Raw genomic sequence first — 15,919 nt, forward strand, 5'->3', positions numbered from 1 at the left:
CGGATCTTCTCCTCGGGGCTTGTTGTCGTCGTTCGAAGCGCGGCGCTCAGCGCTCGCTGATGGCGCGAAGGTTGTCGGCCGTGAAGAAGCCCGAACGCATGCGCGGGCCGGTCGGCTCGGTGAACCAGCGGATGTCCTTGCCGACGCCGACGGTGTGCGTGTCGAAGACGTAGCGGCCTTCGGCCAGGTTGTTCTGCACCATGGCCATCGCGTCGCAGGAGCCGGTCTCGTACACCGGAATGAGGAAGCCCTCGCGCATCTTGGCGAGCTTGTTCTGGCCGTCGAAGTCGTCCATCAGCAGCGGCGCCCAGCTGTCCTCGTCGAGGTAGACGGTGCGCCTGGGTGCCGAATGGCGCATGCCGGCCTTGACGGTGGCTTCCACCACCCACACGCGGTGCAACTCGTAGCGGCGATGCGACTGCGCAATGAAGTCGTCGCGCGCCACGTCCTCGAACTTGGCCTTGAAGTCGTAGGCGCCGAAGGCGTTGTAGGGAACGTAGATTTCCTTCTTGCCCACCAGCTTCCAGTCGAAGCGGTCGAGCGCACCGTTGAAGACCTGCGGCTCGTCCAGCGTGTACTGGTTCTCCATGCCGATCTGCGGCGCGTCGTGCGAATAGGTCGGCATGCGGCGCACGCGGCGCTGGCCGGGGAAGTAGTAGAAGGTCTCGTTCTCGGCTTGGTTCAGGTACTGGGTGATCGCCAGGGCTTGGCCGGCCAGCGCGGCGGGCGAGGTGTAGCCGAAGTACACGTAGAACTCCACGGGCGGCAGCGAGGACAGCTGCTGCGACCCCTTGGCGCCCGAGGGTATGAACACCGTCTGCTCCGAGTCGGCGCGGATCCACTCCGTGCTGCCGCGGCGCGGCGAGACGGTGGTGATGGTGCCCTTGTAGTCGACGCCCACGCCGCGGTAGCGCATCTTGGAGTTCCACATCGCCTCCACGCCATTGGAGGGAAGGGGGAACGGATAACCCGGCACGGTCGCCTCCTTCAGGCTCCAGCCGTCGTCGTTGAGGCGGGAGGTGCCCACGTTCTTGCGCGTGTTGGCGGCAACGAAGTCCGGCACGCCGCAGGTGCGATGCGACGGGTAGACGTCCATGCGGTAGTCCTTGCGCTGCTTGAGCATGGCGACCTGGCCGGCCGAGAGTTTGTCGGCGTACTTATCGACGTTGGCCGCATCGATGGTGAACAGCGGCTTCTCGTCCTTGTGCTTCCAAAAGTCGCGACGCAGCTTGCCCCATTCCCAGCCGGCCAGCGGCGGCTCCGCGCCCTGCCAAGCGGGAATGCTGCCGTCGGCATTGCCCTCGCGCTGCGCGCCCGAGGGCGTGAGCTTGTCGAGCTGGGCCGCATCGGGCGCGGCCATGGCGTAGAAGCCGGGGCAGAGCAGGCCCGCGGCGAGGGCCGCCGCCAGGGCGAGGGGCCGAAGGGTTCTTGCACAGTGCTGGGTCATGGGAACTCCTGAAAGATGAAGAGGCGAGGTGTGTGGATCCGGATCGCCCGGACCGTGCCCGGGATGCGCCGATGCCCGCTTTACCAACCGGCAGTAGGGTCTTTGGACTATCGGAGGGAGGCGGTGCCGGCCGTTATCCGAGATCGGCATCTGCTTGCCGCTGCGCGATCGCACCGCTTCATGCGTGGCCGCAAGGCGCCGTACGACGTTGCTCCACGCCGCGCCGCATCGCGATGCGGCGCGTCGTTGTGGTGCGGATCGGGCAGTGGAGGGTTGGATCAGCCGGCGCTGGGACGCAGCGGCAGCATGCGCCGCAGCACGGCGTCCTTGCGCACGAAGTGGTGCAGCAGCGCGGCCCCGACGTGCAGCACCACCAGCGGCCAGGCCAGCCAGGCGCCGATGAAGCTGTGCACCGCCCAGGCGGCGTCTTCCAGCTGCGCCACGGACAGGCTGAGTGCGTCGCGGATCGCGGCTGCGATGGCGGTGTCGCGGCAGGCCGGGATCACGAACAGCCCGAAGTCGGTCGGATCGTAGGTCGTCATGTAGCCGGACAGCGGCATCAGGATCAAGATGGCGTAGAGCGCCCAGTGCGCCGCGTCGGCGGACAGCCGCTCCAGGCGCGAGCCGGCGACATGCCGCGGCACGCCGCCCGCGATGCGCCACACCAGCCTGGGCAGCGTGAGGAAGCCGATGGACAGGCCCAGCACCCAATGGATGTTGAGCAGCGGCACCACCCGCTCGGCATCGGGCGTGGTGCCGAACAGCGCGGGCTTGATGCTGGTCTGCGGATCGACGAACCAGATCACGTAGTAGACGACCACGTAGGCAGTGATGAAGGCTGCGGCCGTGGCCCAATGGAAGAGCATCGACGCCCGGCCCCAGGCGTCGATCGTGTTGCGCCAACCCATGTCGGGATTCCTCGTCTGGTGAATTGTGAGGCTGGGGCTCAGGCGGGCAGCAGCACGGTGATGACCTTCTCTTCGGTGTACGCGAGCGCGCCGGGCAGGCCGCCCTCGCGGCCGATGCCGCTCGTCTTGAGGCCGCCCCAGGGCAGGTTGGCGTCCAGCGGGCTCCAGCAGTTGACGCCCACTGCACCGGCCTTGACGCGCGCGGCCACGCGGTGCGCCCGCGCGACCTGCATGGTCCACACCGTGGCCGCCAGACCGTAGGACGAATCGTTGGCCAGCGCGACGGCCTCCTCCTCGGAGTCGAAGGCAATCACGGTGCCCACAGGGCCGAAGATCTCCTCGCGGGCAATGGTCATCTGGTTGGTAGCCTCGGCGAAGATGGTGGGCTGCACGAACCAACCCTTCTCGGGCCGGGAGACGCCGCCGGCCAGCAGCACCGCGCCTTCGTCCAGGCCGAGCTGGATGTAGCGGTTGACGCGTTCGAACTGCGCCTTCTTGGCCACCGGCCCCATCTGCACGCCGGCTTGGCGCGGGTCGCCGACCGTGACCGCGCGGGCCGCCTCGGCCAGCGCTTGTGCGAAAGGCTTCGCGAGGCTGCGCTGCACCAGGATGCGCGAGCCGGCGGCGCACACCTGCCCCTGGTTGACGAACAGGCCCATGGCGCAGCCGCGCAGCGCGTCGTCGAACGAGGCATCGTCGAAAACGATCTGCGGGCTCTTGCCGCCGAGTTCCAGCGTGACGCGCTTGAAGAGCGGCGCGGCGATGCGCTGGATGGCGCGGCCCGCCTCGGGGCTGCCGGTGAAGCTGATCTTGGCGACCAGCGGGTGCTCGCACAGCGCCCGGCCCACCACGTCGCCGAAGCCGGTCACCACGTTGATGACGCCGTCGGGAAAGCCCGCCTCCTGCGCCAGCCGCGCCAAGTGCAGGGCGGAGTGGGGCGTTTCCTCGGCGGGCTTAATCACCACGGTGCATCCGGCGGCGAGCAGCGCGGCGAGCTTCCACACGGTGATCATCAGCGGCGAGTTCCACGGCACGATGGCCGCGACCACGCCCACGGGCTCGCGCAGCGTGTACGACAGCGTGGGCGTGCCCATGTAGCCTCCGGTGGGCACCGTGCGGCCTTCGAGCTGATTGGTCCAACCTGCGGCCGCGCGCAGGTTGGCGACGGCGTTGGGCACATCCATCATGCGCGGCTCCATCGGCGAGCGGCCGATGGCGTTGGCGTCCATGTCGGCGAGCAGGGCCGTGTCGCGCTCGACCAGGTCGGCAAGGTGCAGCAGGAGCTGGGCCCGCTCGCTGGCGTGCAGTCGGCTCCAGGCGCCGCCTTCGAGCTGGGCGTGGGCCGCGGCCACGGCGCGGTCGACGTCTTCGGCGGTGCCGCGGGCGGCACTGCCGTATTCCTGTTCGTCCACGGGGCTGACGAGGCGCATACGCGCGCCGTCGGAAGCTTCGGCGTGGGCGCCTTCGATGAAATGCTTCAGGTTCTGAGTCATGGTGTCTGCGGGTGTTCGAACGGCCGCAGTGTCCAGGGAGGGCCCCGCGCTGCGTTAGCCCAAATCAGCAATGGGCATGCACGCTGGCGACGGGCAGCCACTGCTGCCGTGCCCGGCGCACCGCGGCGGTGCGACGGACCTCACTCAGTCTTGCACGTTTATTGCTCTTTCGAAATCGAGCACGCATGAAGGTCGATCGTCGCAGAACGGCCGCAACCTCAGATCTCCCCCTATTAATTCGAATTTCCCTCATCGGGTTTCCTCTGTCTGACACCGGACTCAATCTATGCACAATTTCTTCTATCCGATAAATATGCATTTATTGGAAACACACTCGAGCCTCTTCTGAGCAAGGATTCCACACCATGATCCGAAGCATCCGCCATTTCCAGGACGTGCATGCCCATGCCGCATCGGTGGCTCACTGGAGCCAGCTCTACAGCCAGCTGACGGCCGGTACGCTCGAGAGCTCGCTTCAGCAGTTGTCCAGCGACCGTTGCCACGTCTTTCGCGAACGCATCAATCAGCGCGTGGTCCAGCAAGGCGAGGCACCCAGCCAGCGCGTGTGCTTCGCAGTCCCGATCGCCATTCCCGGCACCGCCCGCATGCAGGGACGCGATGCGGACGACAACAGCCTATTTTTCCTCCGCGGCGGCGAGGAGTTCATGTTCCACATGCCCACGGGCATGGACCTGCTGTCCATCACCTTCGACCGTGCCTTCTTCGACGCGGCGCTCCTGGAAGCTCCCTTTGCCGAAGAGATAGCCCGGCTGCTGCGCCAGCCCGTCATCAAGGTGCCGGCGCAGCGCTTCGCCGAATGCCGCCAGCGCCTGATGGCGATGTTCTCCGAAGCCCTGGTCAACGACGAACTCAGCGGCACGCCTGCGCGGCAGGAGGAGTTCGAACAGGCGCTGCTGGGCGAACTGGTGCAGCTGGTGATCGATCCCGCCTGCGACCGGCATCAGCGCAGCGGCAGTTCCACCCAGGACTTCATCGTCGAGAAGTGCCACCGCATGGCCATGGCTGAAACCATGAGCGCACCCAGCGTGATGGAGCTGTGCGAGCGTCTCCAGGTCAGCCGGCGCACGGTGCAGAACAGCTTTCGCTCGGTGGCGGATACGACGCCGCTGAGCTACCTGCGCTCTGTGCGCCTGAACGGTGTGCGGCGCGCCCTGATGGGCAGCCGCGCCGGCGAGCTGACCGTGGGCGACGCGGCGGGGCAATGGGGCTTCTTCCACCTGAGCCATTTCGCAGCGGAGTACCAGGAGCTTTTCGGCGAACTGCCGTCGCAGACGCCGCGGGCGGCCAGGTGGCATGACGCCTGATGCGGGCATGCGTGTCCGGATTGCCGATCCGGGATACCGCTGCTCGTGCATGCCTTCCTAGACTGCCTCTCTCGGCGGCCGGCACTCCGTGCACGACCTTCTTTCTCTCTCACCGCCGCACGCGTCCGCGCGCGGCACGCATTGCGACGCCCCATGGAAACGCTGACTCCCGCGATGACACCTGCCCAGGAAACGCGCCACCCCCACACCACCAGCCTGCGCCGCGGCACGCTGAGCGCCGGCTTCATCACGCTGCTGGTCATTTCAGCCGCGAGCCCGCTGAGCGTGGTGGCGGGCGGCTTCCCGATCGGAATGATGCTGGGCAACGGCGCCGGCACGCCGGTGCTGGTGCTGGTGGCGCTCGGGCTGCTGCTGATGTTCGCGACCGGCTACACCGCCATGGCCACCTGCGTTACCAGCGCCGGAGGCTTCTATGCGATGGTGGCGCGCGGCCTGGGCGGCAGGGCAGGCGGAGCGGCCGCGATGGTGGCCGTGTTCGGCTACGTCACGCTGCAGTTCGGGCTGTACGGCCTGCTCGGCGCGGTGGCGTCCGAGGCGCTTAAGGCGCAGTTCGGCCTGGCGGTGTCGTGGTGGGCCTGCGCGTTCGCCGCGATGGCCAGCGTGGCGGTCTTCGGCTACCGGCAGATCGACTTCTCAGCGCGAGTGCTCGCGGTCTTCGTGGTGGCGGAATACCTGGCGGTGCTGGCCCTGGACGTGCTGATCCTGTCAAAGGGCGGTGCGCACGGCATCGACGCACACTCCTTCTCTCCCGAGGCCTTCACCAGCGGCAACCCCTTCATCGGCCTGCTGTTCTGCTTCGCGGCCTTCATCGGCTTCGAGGCGACCACCATCTACAGCGAAGAAGCCAAGGACCCGAAGCGCAGCATTCCCTTCGCTACCTATGCGGCGCTTCTGCTGGTGGGCGGCTTCTATTCATTCTCGCTGTGGTGCCTGGTGCTCGGCGCGGGCAGCGACCGGGTGGTGGCCGCCATCACCGCACTCGCCGATCCGACCAACCTGCTGTACCTGCTGTCGGACACCTACGCGGGCCATGGCCTGACGATGCTGCTGCGCATAATGTTCATCGCCAGCATCTATGCGGGACTGATCGCCTTCCACAACTCCAGTGCGCGCTACTTCTACGCCATGGGCCGCGAGGGCCTGATGCCTGCTCGCCTGGGCTGGACACATGCACGCCACCGCAGCCCGTACGTGGCCTCGGTGCTACAGACGGTGCTGAGCGCGGTGGCGGTCGGGCTGTTCGCGCTGCTGGGCGCCGACCCGGTGCTCACCCAGTTCGCCTGGCTCAGCAACCTGGCCACGCTGTGCCTGCTGGTGCTGATGATCGCGACGGCCGTGGCGGTGGTGCGCTTCTTCAGGGCCGAGTCGCACGGCTACGGCCGGCTGCGGATCCGCGTGCTGCCGCTTCTGGCGTGCGCGGGCCTGCTGGTAGTGCTGGTGCTGGCGGTGGGCAACTTCCATGTGCTCACCGGTGCGAGCCGGGGCATTTCGGTGGCACTGGTGATCACGGTGCCCCTCGCGGCGGCGGCCGGCTGGCTGGCCGCATCACGGCTGGCAAGACGCGATCCGCAGCGTTTTGCCGCGCTGGGCCAGGACCGCAGCTGAGCCCCGGAGTGGCGCCAGTCAAGCCGATGAAGCCAGCAGCCATTCCTTGCGAAGGACCGCGTACTGCATGGTGTTCTCGTAGACGGGCTGGCCCTGTGCATCGTTCCTGAACGAGATGAACTCGAGGAATAGTCCTTCGGCGCGCATGCCCAGCTTCTCGCACAGCCGCCGGGAGGCACCGTTGTGGTCTTCCACATAGGCATAGAGCCGGCGCGCGGCCCGCGCATGGAAGAGATGGGCGAACAACGCCTCGGCTGCCTCACGGGCGTAGCCCAGGCCGCCGAAACGCGGGTTGAGGTTCCAGCCGACCGAAAAGGTGTCGTCTTCCTGCATGGCGAACAGGTCGCCGATGAGCTGACCCGTGTTCTGCAGGCACATGGCCACATGCTCGCCGTCGGTACTGCGTCTCCGCGCCTCGGCCCGCGCGGCTTCGACGTCCGCGAGCGCAAGCGACAGGAAGCAGCTCGCGGTCGGCGACTGGAGATAGTCGAACAGGTCCGCGGCGTCCTGCTCGCGAAAGCGCCGCAGCTCGAGCCTTGGGGTGTGGATGGGTTGGTCAAGGGCCATGGTGTTTGCTTGCGTCCTCTCTCAAGTATCAGTGTCTGGGGAATCCGGGGCTGCCGCGAGCCCCGATCAGGTCCTCGGGCCGTGCCCGACAATGAAGGGCAGCGCGCCTCGGCGTGCCCGTACGATTTCCTATTTCACGACAGCAGCCTTTTCAGACGATGAACAGCCTCCGCCGCATGCTCGATGTCCTCGGCCTTTTCCGGCCCGACCAGCCGGTCATCGACGTCGAGATCATCTGCAACCAGCTCGGCTACACGCCCGCCAGCGCCTACCGCTACCTGCGCGAACTCGGCGATGCCGGCCTCCTCGTGCGCCTGCCCCGCGGCTACTCGCTGGGACCGCGCATCATCGCGCTGGAGCACCAGATGACCGACTACGACCCGGTGCTGGTGCGCAGCCGCGACCTCGTCGAGAAGCTGGTGGCCGAGACGGGTCTGGACGCCGTGATCAGCGAGTGGTACGGCGACTCGGTGGTCAACGTGCTGATCCGCCGCGGCCCCGACCCCGGGCCCGTGGGCGGAGGCCGCGGCCGTCCCATCGACCTATTCCACAGCGCAACCTCGCGCGTGGTGCTGGCCTACCTGCTTCCGCGGCAGATCCGCCGCGTCTTCGATGCCCATGCCAGCACGCCCGAGGGGCAGCAGCAGGGGCTTGAATGGAAGTCCTTCTCCAAGGGCTTGCTGGGGATCCGCAAGCAGGGCTATTGCATCAGCGAAAGCGAGCTGCATCCGGGCCGCACGGGCGTGGCAGCGCCGATCTTCGACGAGAAGCAGCGCGTGCTCGGCAGCATGACGCTGGTGGGACGCAATGAGCGCTTCAGGGCCTTCCAGGAAAGCTACCTGTGCACTCTGATCACCACCGCCGCGTCGGAGCTCACGGCTCGCATCGCCCAGCAGTAGGCGACGGGGGCGCACGGCGCGCGGCGCTGCCGGTTCAGAGCGACGCCAGCGCCTCGCCGAAGACATCCAGCGCACGGTGCAGCAGCCGCTTCGAAATGGTCAGCGAAGGCATCACGCGCATCACGTTGCCATAGCGTCCGCAGGGCACCATCAGCACGCCGTGGCCGAGCACGTATTCCATGATCCGGCCGACCTTCTGCGGCGCCAGCGGCTCCTTGGTGGCCTTATCCTCGACGAGCTCGATGCCAATCATCAGGCCCTTGCCGCGCACTTCGCCCACGTAGGGGCTCTGGAAGCCGCGCACCCGTTCCTGCACTTCCTGGCCCAGCAGCTCCGCGCGCGGAATCAGCCCCATCTCGGGGTCGTGCAGGATCTCGAGGTTGGTGAGCGCCACCGCGGCAGACAGCGAGTTCGCCGCGAAGGTGTTGGGGACAGAGCCATCGGGAATGCGTGCGGCCAGTTCGCTGCGCATGGCGATGCCGGCCATAGGCACATCACCGCCGATGCCCTTGCCGAAGGTCAGCATGTCGGGCTTCACGCCCGTGTGCTCCACTGCCCACATGCGGCCCGTGCGGCCGGCGCCGCACTGCACCTCGTCCACGATCAGCAGCGTGCCGCTTCGGTCGCAGGCCTTGCGCAGCAGCTGCAGGAACTCGGGTGAGGGCGGCACATACCCGCCTTCGCCCTGCACCGGCTCCACGATCACGGCGGCCACGTCATCGGCGGCCGTGTAGGGCGTGTTCAGCAGATAGTCCACGTATTCGCCTGCGATCTGCTCGGCCGACTTGTGAGTGGTATCGAAGGGGAAGCGATAGGCGTACGGGTAGGGTGCATGAATCACGCCTCCCATGAAAGGCCCATAGCCCTTGCGGTAGGCCGTGCCCGTGGTCAGCGCATTCGACGCATGCCACACACCGTGATAGCCGCCGTGGAAGGCGATGATCTGGTGGCGGCCCGTCACGCGTCGCGCGAACTTCACCGCCGCTTCGAGCGCGTCGCTTCCGCTCTGCGCGAAGAAGGTGATGCAATCGTTGCGCAGGCCTTCGGGCATCAGGGCCGCCAGTCGCGCGGCCAGCTCGGTGCGACGGGTGCTGTTGACCTCCATCGCATGCATCAGCTGCTGCGACTGCTCGACAATCGCCTTCTGCACCTTCGGATGGCAGCGGCCCACGCTGCTCACGCCGACGCCGGCCGACAGGTCGATGAAGGTGCTGCCGTCCGGGTCCTTGAAGGTGGCGCCGAAGGCGCGGTCCATCACGACCGGCATGCGGCCGCCGCCGCGCGCCATGGATTCAGTGCGAGCCGACAGCGCCAGGGCTTCGGCCGCGCGCGGTCCGGGATAGGAGCCCGCAGCCATCTTCGGCGCGTCGGGGAAGTGCAGGGTTTCGAGAATGGATTCGATGTCGTTCACAACATGCCTCGTTGAGTCTCTGGGTGATGTGGAACAGGCGCGCCGTGCGCCCGCTGCAGCCATGGTTCCATCGATCACCGGACTTTGTTAGCCCGAATCGGCAAGTGCGCGCGCGGTGGCCTGGCGTCCTCGACGATCCGGCCATCGCTCATCCGGACCACGCGGTCCGCGACATCGAAGTAGCGATCGTCGTGCGATACCACGATCAGGGTCCTGCCCTCGCGCTTGAGTTCGGGCAGCAGCTCGCGATAGAAGACGTTGCGGAACTCCGGGTCCTGGTCCGCAGCCCATTCGTCGAACATGACCACCGGACGGTCTTCCAGCCAGGCGTGCACGAGCGCGAGGCGCTTGCGCTGGCCCGTCGAGACGTCCGTGGTTGAAAACATGCCGTCGACGAGCCGGACCTTGTCCGCGACATCCAGCCGTCGCATCAGTTCGCCGGCGGCCCGAACGTGCTCCGCATCCTGCGCGACCAGTTCGTCGAACAGGTGGTAGTCGGAAAAGATGGCGGAGAAGAGCCCTCGATAGGCTTCGCGGCTGCTGTCGTCCACTGGCACTTCGTCGAGCAGAAGCTGTCCTTCGCTCGGCCGGTAGAGGCCAAGCAGCAGCTTGACGAGCGTTGTCTTCCCGCTGCCGTTGCCGCCGACGATGAACAGCGTCTCACCGCGTCGAAGCTGCAGGTCGATAGGACCCACGTCGAAGGGCTTGGCGCCTTCCTGCCGGGCCTCGAAACGGTAGCGGGCCTGACGCAGTTCGATGTGGCTCGCGAGAAGCGCAGGCTCGGCGCAGCCGGCGCCCTGCGGCTCCTCCCTGAACTCCGCCGACAGGCGCGCGATACGCCGGAACGCCACCTGCGCCTGGCTCAGGAACGGCAGCAGGGCGGCCAACTCCTCGATCGGTCCCTTGACGAACAGCAGCACGATGATGAAGCCGCTGACGACCTGCGCATCGATTCCCAACGACGGGCGCGAAGCCAGGATCCAGACCACGACCAGAAAGAAGATCGCCGAGTTCGTACCTTCGGCGGCCCAGAACAGGCCCAGCGCGCGGGCCTTGAGGCGCGCGACCAGATCGGCTGCGCCTGACAGGCGCACGCCATGGACCTGGGCACGGCGATTCCGGTTGAGCCGGAGTTCCTTGGCGCCTTCCACGACGCTGCGGTATTGCTTCTGCAATTCGTCTTCGCCGGCTCGGGCCTGCTCAAAGTTGCGGCTCCAGGCCTTCGCCGCAGCGAAATTGATCCGGATGCCGACGACCAGCGCGAGCGCGCTGACCAGGAAGAGAACGGGCGAGAGCCTGAACAGGTAGATCGCGCAGCCCGCGGTGACGGCAAAAGCCGAAGCGTGGCCGGCGAACTCCGCCGTGAAATCGCCGATGGTGTCGATGTCCTCATTGAGTATCGCCTGCAGCCGGTGGCTCTTCATGCGCTCCACTGCGGAGATCGGCGCGCGCACGATTCGCAGGGACACATCCTTGCGAAGGGCCGCAACCACCCGCTGTCCCGTCACACTGTTGAGGACGCCAGCCGCCGCATGCGCACCGACGGCGAGCACGGCCAGGACCGCGAGCCCGGACAACGCCGCAACCGAGAGGGCAGGAGCGCCATGCAAGGCCGTGTTGATCTGCTCCAACAGCGCAGCCGTGGCCAGGCCACCCGCGCTGCCGATGAGCGTCGCGACCACGGCGACACCGGCGAAGGGTTTCAGAAGACGCCACATGTCAGTGGCAAAAAAAAGGGAAGAGCCCGGAGGCGAGGCATTCATCGGAACAATGGGATTCAGCTGCCGCAGAGGCAGAAGACATGATGGGCCGCGAGGCGCGAGCGACGGCCCTTTCGCCAGACCGTGGCGCCAGTGCAGGCGTGCGCCGCGCGGGGATGCACGCCGCGCCGCTCATCTGCGAGCGTCAGTCGTCGTCGCAGTCGTCATCGTGCATGTGGTGGCGATACGGGTCGTAGTCTTGGTCGATCCGCAGCGCGACCGGGGGCGGCTGATAGATGACCGGCGGAGCAACCACGACACGGGGCGGAACCGGATACACGGGCGCCGGCATCAGGTAGCTCGGTGCGGCTTCATACACCACGGCCGGTGGCCGAGGCACCACGACCACATTCGGCGAACCGATGCCGATGGACCAGCTCACGCCCGCGCTTGCGGACCCCGCTGCCAGCAGCATGAGCGCGGCCAGTACGGATGACCATGGTTTCTGATGCTGCGGGTTCTTCATGAAAAGTCCTTGCATTGATGTCCTTGAGGTGTTCCGGGAGGATGGGGCCTGCGCCCGCGCCTGCGGCGGCAGCGCCGGCATGCGTTTCTTGGGGCCCTGGAAATGATTCATGCCCTCATGGTGCCGATGCTTCATCGAAGATCGGTCGGTAGCGCATCAAGGATTGGTCAAGCGGCTTTCTTTCGAAAACCTGCAGTGCGGCGTTGCGCCACAAGCCGGAGAACCGCACGCTCCCCATTCCGGGAGCGAACGCTTCTCAGCCGATCGCTCTGCGCAGCCCCTGGTCGCGCGGCAGGCAGATCCGGATCTCCAAGCCGCCTCCAGGCCGCGCGGCAGCCTTGGCCTCGCCGCCATGTGCCTGGCAGATGGCCTGCACGACCGAGAGCCCCAGGCCGGTTCCGCCCGCATAGCGGGAGCGAGACCGCTCGCTGCGCCAGAAGCGTTCGAAGAAGCGCGATACGTCGTCCACCGAAGCGCTCTTGCCACGGTCCCGCACAATCAGTTCGAGGGTGGAAGCATCGGCGCGGCAGTCGATCTCCACGACGCCGCCGTCGCTCGCATAGCGCACTGCGTTGTCGATCAGTGCCGAAACAACCTGGCCCAGCCTGCCCCGGTCGGCGCGCACCGTCTCCCTCCTGCTCACATGGTTGGCCGCCGTCATGCCGCGCTCCTGAAGGGAGGGAAGCGCCCATGAGAGGCGCTCATCGACGAACCCGTGCAGGTCGAACTCCGTCATCTCCAGCTGCAAGCGGCCGCCCTGGGCCAATGACAGGACCTGGAGGTCGCCGATGATGCGGTTGATCTGCCCCAGTTGATCGAGCACGGTCCGGATCTGCTTCTCGTCGAGCGGGAACACCTCGTCTACGATGCCCTGCAGCCGCCCCATTGCGGCAGTGAGCGGCGTGCGAAGCTCATGGGCGATCGCAGCGCTGGAGTCCTGCAATTCCCGGTCGTAGGCCTCCAGGCGCTCGGCCATCGAGTTGAAGTGATTGGCCAAGCGCTGGAGTTCGGCCGGGGCGGAGTGGAGCACCGGCGCACGGGCGGAGAAACGTCCCATCGAGACCGATTCTGCCGCCGTCGCGACATCCGAGACGGGCTCGACGATGCGGCGCGCCAGGAGCAGCCCGAACAGCGCCACGAACGGGGTGATCGAAAGGCTCAGCAGCATCTGGACGAGCAGGTCTTCCGAATCCGACGGGGTGACGAAGCGGTCGCCGTACTGGGTGTAGAGCTCGCTCAGGCGCTTCGAGACTTCCGCGCTCTTGGGCCCGTTCTCGAGCCGACGGAGTTCATCGGCGACGCCCGGCGGCAGTTGAGCATCGATCTTCGATTCCCAGTAGCTGTAGCGGACCCACATGCCCGCCTGCACGGCCGCCGTCGCGGCAATCGCCAGCGCGATCATCCGCCAGGTGAGCCAGGACCACAGCGACCGGCGCGATGGCTTCATCGCGAGTCGCCAAGCCGGTAGCCGACGCCCCGCACCGCCGTAAGGATGCCGCTGACGCCCTGGTCTTCGAGCTTGCGACGCAGGTTGTGGACATGCGTGTCGACCACGCGCTCGAGCGCATCGCTCTCGGGCAGGCACGCCTCCAGCAATTCGAGGCGGCTGAACGCCTTTCGCGGATGGCGCATCAGCGTCGCCAGGAGCTTGAACTCGGTGATCGTCAGATCCAGAGGCTCGGCCTTGTCCGCGACACGCGCCATCACTGCATCGAGATCGAGCTCCAGCGGACCCCACGCCAGGTGCGACTGGGCGCTCTGTAGAAAGCTGTTGCGCACCCGCTTCAAGATGACCTGCACACGCGCGACCACTTCCTTGGGGTTGAAGGGCTTCACGACATAGTCGTCCGCACCGTAGCGAAGCGCGCCCAACTTCTCCACTTCTCCATCGACGGCCGTCACCATGATGACGGGTACATCGCCGGCCCGGCGGATGGCTGCAAGGATCTCGTTGCCACTGACCTGCGGCAGCATGTAGTCGAGAAGCACGAGGTCCGGCTCCCATTGGCGGAACATCTGCATGGCTTCGCCGCCATCGCGGCATATGGATGTGAGGTAGCCGTCTCGCTGCAGATAGGCAGCCAGCACCTCGGCGATCTGGGAATCGTCTTCGACAATCAGGATGCGCTCGTTTGCCATGGGAATCGTGTTTCTGTTCTGAAGCGGGCATCACTCTGGCTCGCGATGGGGTTCACACGCGGGCAGCCCCGGCATTATCAGACGCGCTCCTGAGCGCCCAGCCGCGCGGGTACGCGACACCTGCGTCCGAGGTGCTCCAGGAGGTGGCTCGGCCAGTCGTCAACGCGCAACGTGTTTGCCCATGAATCCAGGCATCGATGAGATCCAAATGCGCATGAGTGGAACGTCAACGCGGTCACCGTTCACAGCGACCAGGGTTGAAGTCGATTGTCAGTTGCGTCTATCAACCGTCGAACCACCATTTGTCAAGATCTGATCAAGAACCGCCCTCGCCGAGCCGGTGGATTCGGCCGCAGGCGTCATGCGCGTTCGCCATGGCTGCGAAGACTTTGCCGGAGCGAATTACATCCGAATCCCCGGCGAGGACAGTCTCTTGAACGAAACCACATGAACGCTCGATCGCAAATCCATCGCGCAACGAGAGCATCGGCTCGCGTCGTCATCAAGAGCAAGCCATGGATTTTCAGTTCGAGCCGTCATCTTCTCGCACCTTCCAGCAGCAACCGGTCATCGAAGAAGTACGGACAACCGAATTCGCAACCTGGCCGATGCGTCGGCTCCGGCATCCGAGATGGCACAACGCGTTCTCCACTTCGGACGTCCCGGAGGCGCGCACACGGGATGGCTTAACCATTTCAGCGTGGGTTTCTGCCCGGGCCGACGAATTGCTCCTGGTGGTCGTGCTCGGCGCGGTGGCAGCGTGGTTGTTCTTCTGGTTCGGTCCGTGAGCTGCTGCGCTCGCGTGAGGCGGCGGCTGGCAGTACACCCAACTCGAAGCCGCTGGGGTCCACATCCAGCGCGCCGATGAAGCTCCCGCCGAAGACCGTGTCCCGCTCCACGATCTTCACGCTGTAGCGGTCCGCAGCACCGACATCGGCGCGATGCGAACGCCCAGTTCACCCAGAAGGTCGGGAAGATGATGGTCGGACCACACGGCGAACTCGACGCATCGCCCACGGCTGATGACGTCGCCTGCTGCCGCGCTGCCTGGGTGGCACATCAGGAGATCGCCGCTGTGGGCCTGCCTCAGCCATCGCCGCAATAGGGAGCCATACCCGCTCTCGGTCGCATCGAATCCGTATACGCCCAGCAGGCGCCGGTTGGCGCCGAATCCCAGCGAGCGCGCACGACGGCGGAAAGGCTCGGCGCCCACCACGCGGTCGATGAGCCAGCCCTTGCGCTCATCGGCACTTCGCAAAGATCCGGCCAGCGACGTGGCCGGCGCGGCGCTCACGCGCACCCATGGCAGCGCGCTGCCGTATCGCTTGAGCAGCACATCCAGCACGACCTCGCTTATCACCGGCAGGTGATGCACATGTTCGTGGCTGTCCACGTGGGTCGGTGCCCTGAACATCTCTTCCTCGAACGCGTCGAGCTGGCGCAGCAGGGCTTCGCGCACAAGACGCTTCGGCAGCAGCCGAAGACGCGTGGCCGCGATCAAGGCCTGCACCGACCCCAACGCAGGCGCTCCACCGAACGACTGCGTGAGGTTGAAATGCAGGCCGACGTCGATCCGCCGGCTGTCAAGGCGCCGTGCACGCGCCGCGCCGTCTTCCCACTCCGGTGCCTGGGTCATCGCGCTGAGCGCACTCACGCGGCGCATCTCCGCCAGGTGCAGCGCGGCTGCATTGACACCGGTATTCAGGCCGAAATCATCCACGCACACGGCGATGGTGCGCTCGGGGCACGAGGGCAGCTCATCGCTGCGCTCACCGATCTGCCTGGCGCATGGTTCCGATCCGGCTGCCGGGTTCGCGGCGCCTGGCTGGATGCTGCGAACTTCCGCAGTGAAGCATGTGGATTGCCTGTTCATCGGCT

Annotated in this window: 14 protein-coding genes; 4 read left to right on the forward strand and 10 right to left on the reverse strand. The window is 66.5% G+C overall.

Going from position 1 to position 15,919, the window contains the following annotated elements; genetic code table 11:
- Nucleotides 1–46: 46 nt before the first annotated feature.
- The 3 genes from ACTJLF_RS08650 to ACTJLF_RS08660 all read right to left on the reverse strand — a co-directional run bounded on the left by ACTJLF_RS08650 (nt 47) and on the right by ACTJLF_RS08660 (nt 3,848).
- Nucleotides 47–1,447 carry a DUF1329 domain-containing protein gene (locus ACTJLF_RS08650; RefSeq protein ID WP_440882885.1) on the reverse strand — a complete coding sequence of 467 codons (1,401 nt, stop codon included), beginning with the start codon at nt 1,445–1,447 and terminating at the stop codon, nt 47–49.
- A gap of 278 nt (nt 1,448–1,725) precedes the next feature.
- On the reverse strand, nt 1,726–2,355 hold the full coding sequence (locus ACTJLF_RS08655; RefSeq protein WP_440882886.1) for a cytochrome b: 630 nt from the start codon (nt 2,353–2,355) through the stop codon (nt 1,726–1,728).
- 38 nt (nt 2,356–2,393) lie between these two features.
- Nucleotides 2,394–3,848, reverse strand: a complete 1,455-nt coding sequence (locus ACTJLF_RS08660) for an aldehyde dehydrogenase family protein (RefSeq protein WP_440882887.1) — start codon at nt 3,846–3,848, stop codon at nt 2,394–2,396.
- Nucleotides 3,849–4,213: 365 nt separating this feature from the next.
- Here ACTJLF_RS08660 and ACTJLF_RS08665 point away from each other — a divergent pair, with 365 nt between their 5' ends.
- Nucleotides 4,214–5,173 (forward strand): helix-turn-helix domain-containing protein, encoded by a 960-nt coding sequence (locus ACTJLF_RS08665; RefSeq protein ID WP_440882888.1) that lies wholly within the window; start codon nt 4,214–4,216, stop codon nt 5,171–5,173.
- Between the two features lie 153 nt (nt 5,174–5,326).
- Nucleotides 5,327–6,799 carry an APC family permease gene (locus ACTJLF_RS08670; protein WP_440882889.1) on the forward strand — a complete coding sequence of 491 codons (1,473 nt, stop codon included), beginning with the start codon at nt 5,327–5,329 and terminating at the stop codon, nt 6,797–6,799.
- Between the two features lie 18 nt (nt 6,800–6,817).
- Here the strand turns inward: ACTJLF_RS08670 and ACTJLF_RS08675 are convergent, their stop codons facing one another.
- Nucleotides 6,818–7,366: a GNAT family N-acetyltransferase gene (locus ACTJLF_RS08675; RefSeq protein WP_440882890.1), complete on the reverse strand. Its 549-nt coding sequence runs from the start codon at nt 7,364–7,366 to the stop codon at nt 6,818–6,820.
- A 158-nt stretch (nt 7,367–7,524) separates the two neighbouring features.
- Between ACTJLF_RS08675 and ACTJLF_RS08680 the strand changes: the two genes are divergently transcribed.
- On the forward strand, nt 7,525–8,265 hold the full coding sequence (locus ACTJLF_RS08680) for an IclR family transcriptional regulator (protein ID WP_440882891.1): 741 nt from the start codon (nt 7,525–7,527) through the stop codon (nt 8,263–8,265).
- 34 nt (nt 8,266–8,299) lie between these two features.
- Here the strand turns inward: ACTJLF_RS08680 and ACTJLF_RS08685 are convergent, their stop codons facing one another.
- From ACTJLF_RS08685 to ACTJLF_RS08705, 5 genes are all read right to left on the reverse strand, one after another.
- A complete protein-coding gene (locus ACTJLF_RS08685) occupies nt 8,300–9,676 on the reverse strand; it encodes an aspartate aminotransferase family protein (RefSeq protein ID WP_440882892.1) in 1,377 nt (458 codons plus the stop codon).
- Nucleotides 9,677–9,750: 74 nt separating this feature from the next.
- A complete protein-coding gene (locus ACTJLF_RS08690; RefSeq protein ID WP_440882893.1) occupies nt 9,751–11,439 on the reverse strand; it encodes a cyclic peptide export ABC transporter in 1,689 nt (562 codons plus the stop codon).
- Nucleotides 11,440–11,581: 142 nt separating this feature from the next.
- A complete protein-coding gene (locus ACTJLF_RS08695; RefSeq protein WP_440882894.1) occupies nt 11,582–11,902 on the reverse strand; it encodes a hypothetical protein in 321 nt (106 codons plus the stop codon).
- Between the two features lie 256 nt (nt 11,903–12,158).
- Complete coding sequence (locus ACTJLF_RS08700) at nt 12,159–13,349, reverse strand: sensor histidine kinase (RefSeq protein WP_019655311.1); 1,191 nt, start codon at nt 13,347–13,349, stop codon at nt 12,159–12,161.
- Nucleotides 13,346–14,041 (reverse strand): response regulator, encoded by a 696-nt coding sequence (locus ACTJLF_RS08705; protein WP_126186248.1) that lies wholly within the window; start codon nt 14,039–14,041, stop codon nt 13,346–13,348. The genes ACTJLF_RS08700 and ACTJLF_RS08705 overlap by 4 nt, the downstream gene beginning before the upstream one ends.
- 515 nt (nt 14,042–14,556) lie before the next feature.
- On the opposite strand from ACTJLF_RS08705, the gene ACTJLF_RS08710 reads away from it, so the two are divergent.
- Entirely contained in the window at nt 14,557–14,829 is a 273-nt protein-coding gene (locus ACTJLF_RS08710; RefSeq protein ID WP_440882895.1) for a hypothetical protein, read from the forward strand.
- Nucleotides 14,830–14,945: 116 nt separating this feature from the next.
- On the opposite strand, the gene ACTJLF_RS08715 is transcribed toward ACTJLF_RS08710, so the two are convergent.
- The gene (locus tag ACTJLF_RS08715) at nt 14,946–15,914 is read right to left on the reverse strand and encodes a ChbG/HpnK family deacetylase (RefSeq protein WP_440882896.1); all 969 of its coding nucleotides are present in this window, start codon (nt 15,912–15,914) and stop codon (nt 14,946–14,948) included.
- Nucleotides 15,915–15,919: the final 5 nt, after the last annotated feature.

This window comes from Variovorax sp. 22077 (assembly GCF_052044195.1).
In the GTDB taxonomy this organism is placed as follows: domain Bacteria; phylum Pseudomonadota; class Gammaproteobacteria; order Burkholderiales; family Burkholderiaceae_C; genus Variovorax; species Variovorax atrisoli.

Excerpts from the sequence above, each read along its gene's own strand:
- ACTJLF_RS08650 (WP_440882885.1), bottom strand. The coding sequence starts at position 1,447 with ATGACCCAGCACTGTGCAAGAACCCTTCGGCCCCTCGCCCTGGCGGCG.
- ACTJLF_RS08655 (WP_440882886.1), bottom strand. The coding sequence starts at position 2,355 with ATGGGTTGGCGCAACACGATCGACGCCTGGGGCCGGGCGTCGATGCTC.
- ACTJLF_RS08660 (WP_440882887.1), bottom strand. The coding sequence starts at position 3,848 with ATGACTCAGAACCTGAAGCATTTCATCGAAGGCGCCCACGCCGAAGCT.
- ACTJLF_RS08665 (WP_440882888.1), top strand. The coding sequence starts at position 4,214 with ATGATCCGAAGCATCCGCCATTTCCAGGACGTGCATGCCCATGCCGCA.
- ACTJLF_RS08670 (WP_440882889.1), top strand. The coding sequence starts at position 5,327 with ATGGAAACGCTGACTCCCGCGATGACACCTGCCCAGGAAACGCGCCAC.
- ACTJLF_RS08675 (WP_440882890.1), bottom strand. The coding sequence starts at position 7,366 with ATGGCCCTTGACCAACCCATCCACACCCCAAGGCTCGAGCTGCGGCGC.
- ACTJLF_RS08680 (WP_440882891.1), top strand. The coding sequence starts at position 7,525 with ATGAACAGCCTCCGCCGCATGCTCGATGTCCTCGGCCTTTTCCGGCCC.
- ACTJLF_RS08690 (WP_440882893.1), bottom strand. The coding sequence starts at position 11,439 with ATGAATGCCTCGCCTCCGGGCTCTTCCCTTTTTTTTGCCACTGACATG.
- ACTJLF_RS08695 (WP_440882894.1), bottom strand. The coding sequence starts at position 11,902 with ATGAAGAACCCGCAGCATCAGAAACCATGGTCATCCGTACTGGCCGCG.
- ACTJLF_RS08700 (WP_019655311.1), bottom strand. The coding sequence starts at position 13,349 with ATGAAGCCATCGCGCCGGTCGCTGTGGTCCTGGCTCACCTGGCGGATG.
- ACTJLF_RS08705 (WP_126186248.1), bottom strand. The coding sequence starts at position 14,041 with ATGGCAAACGAGCGCATCCTGATTGTCGAAGACGATTCCCAGATCGCC.
- ACTJLF_RS08710 (WP_440882895.1), top strand. The coding sequence starts at position 14,557 with ATGGATTTTCAGTTCGAGCCGTCATCTTCTCGCACCTTCCAGCAGCAA.
- ACTJLF_RS08715 (WP_440882896.1), bottom strand. The coding sequence starts at position 15,914 with ATGAACAGGCAATCCACATGCTTCACTGCGGAAGTTCGCAGCATCCAG.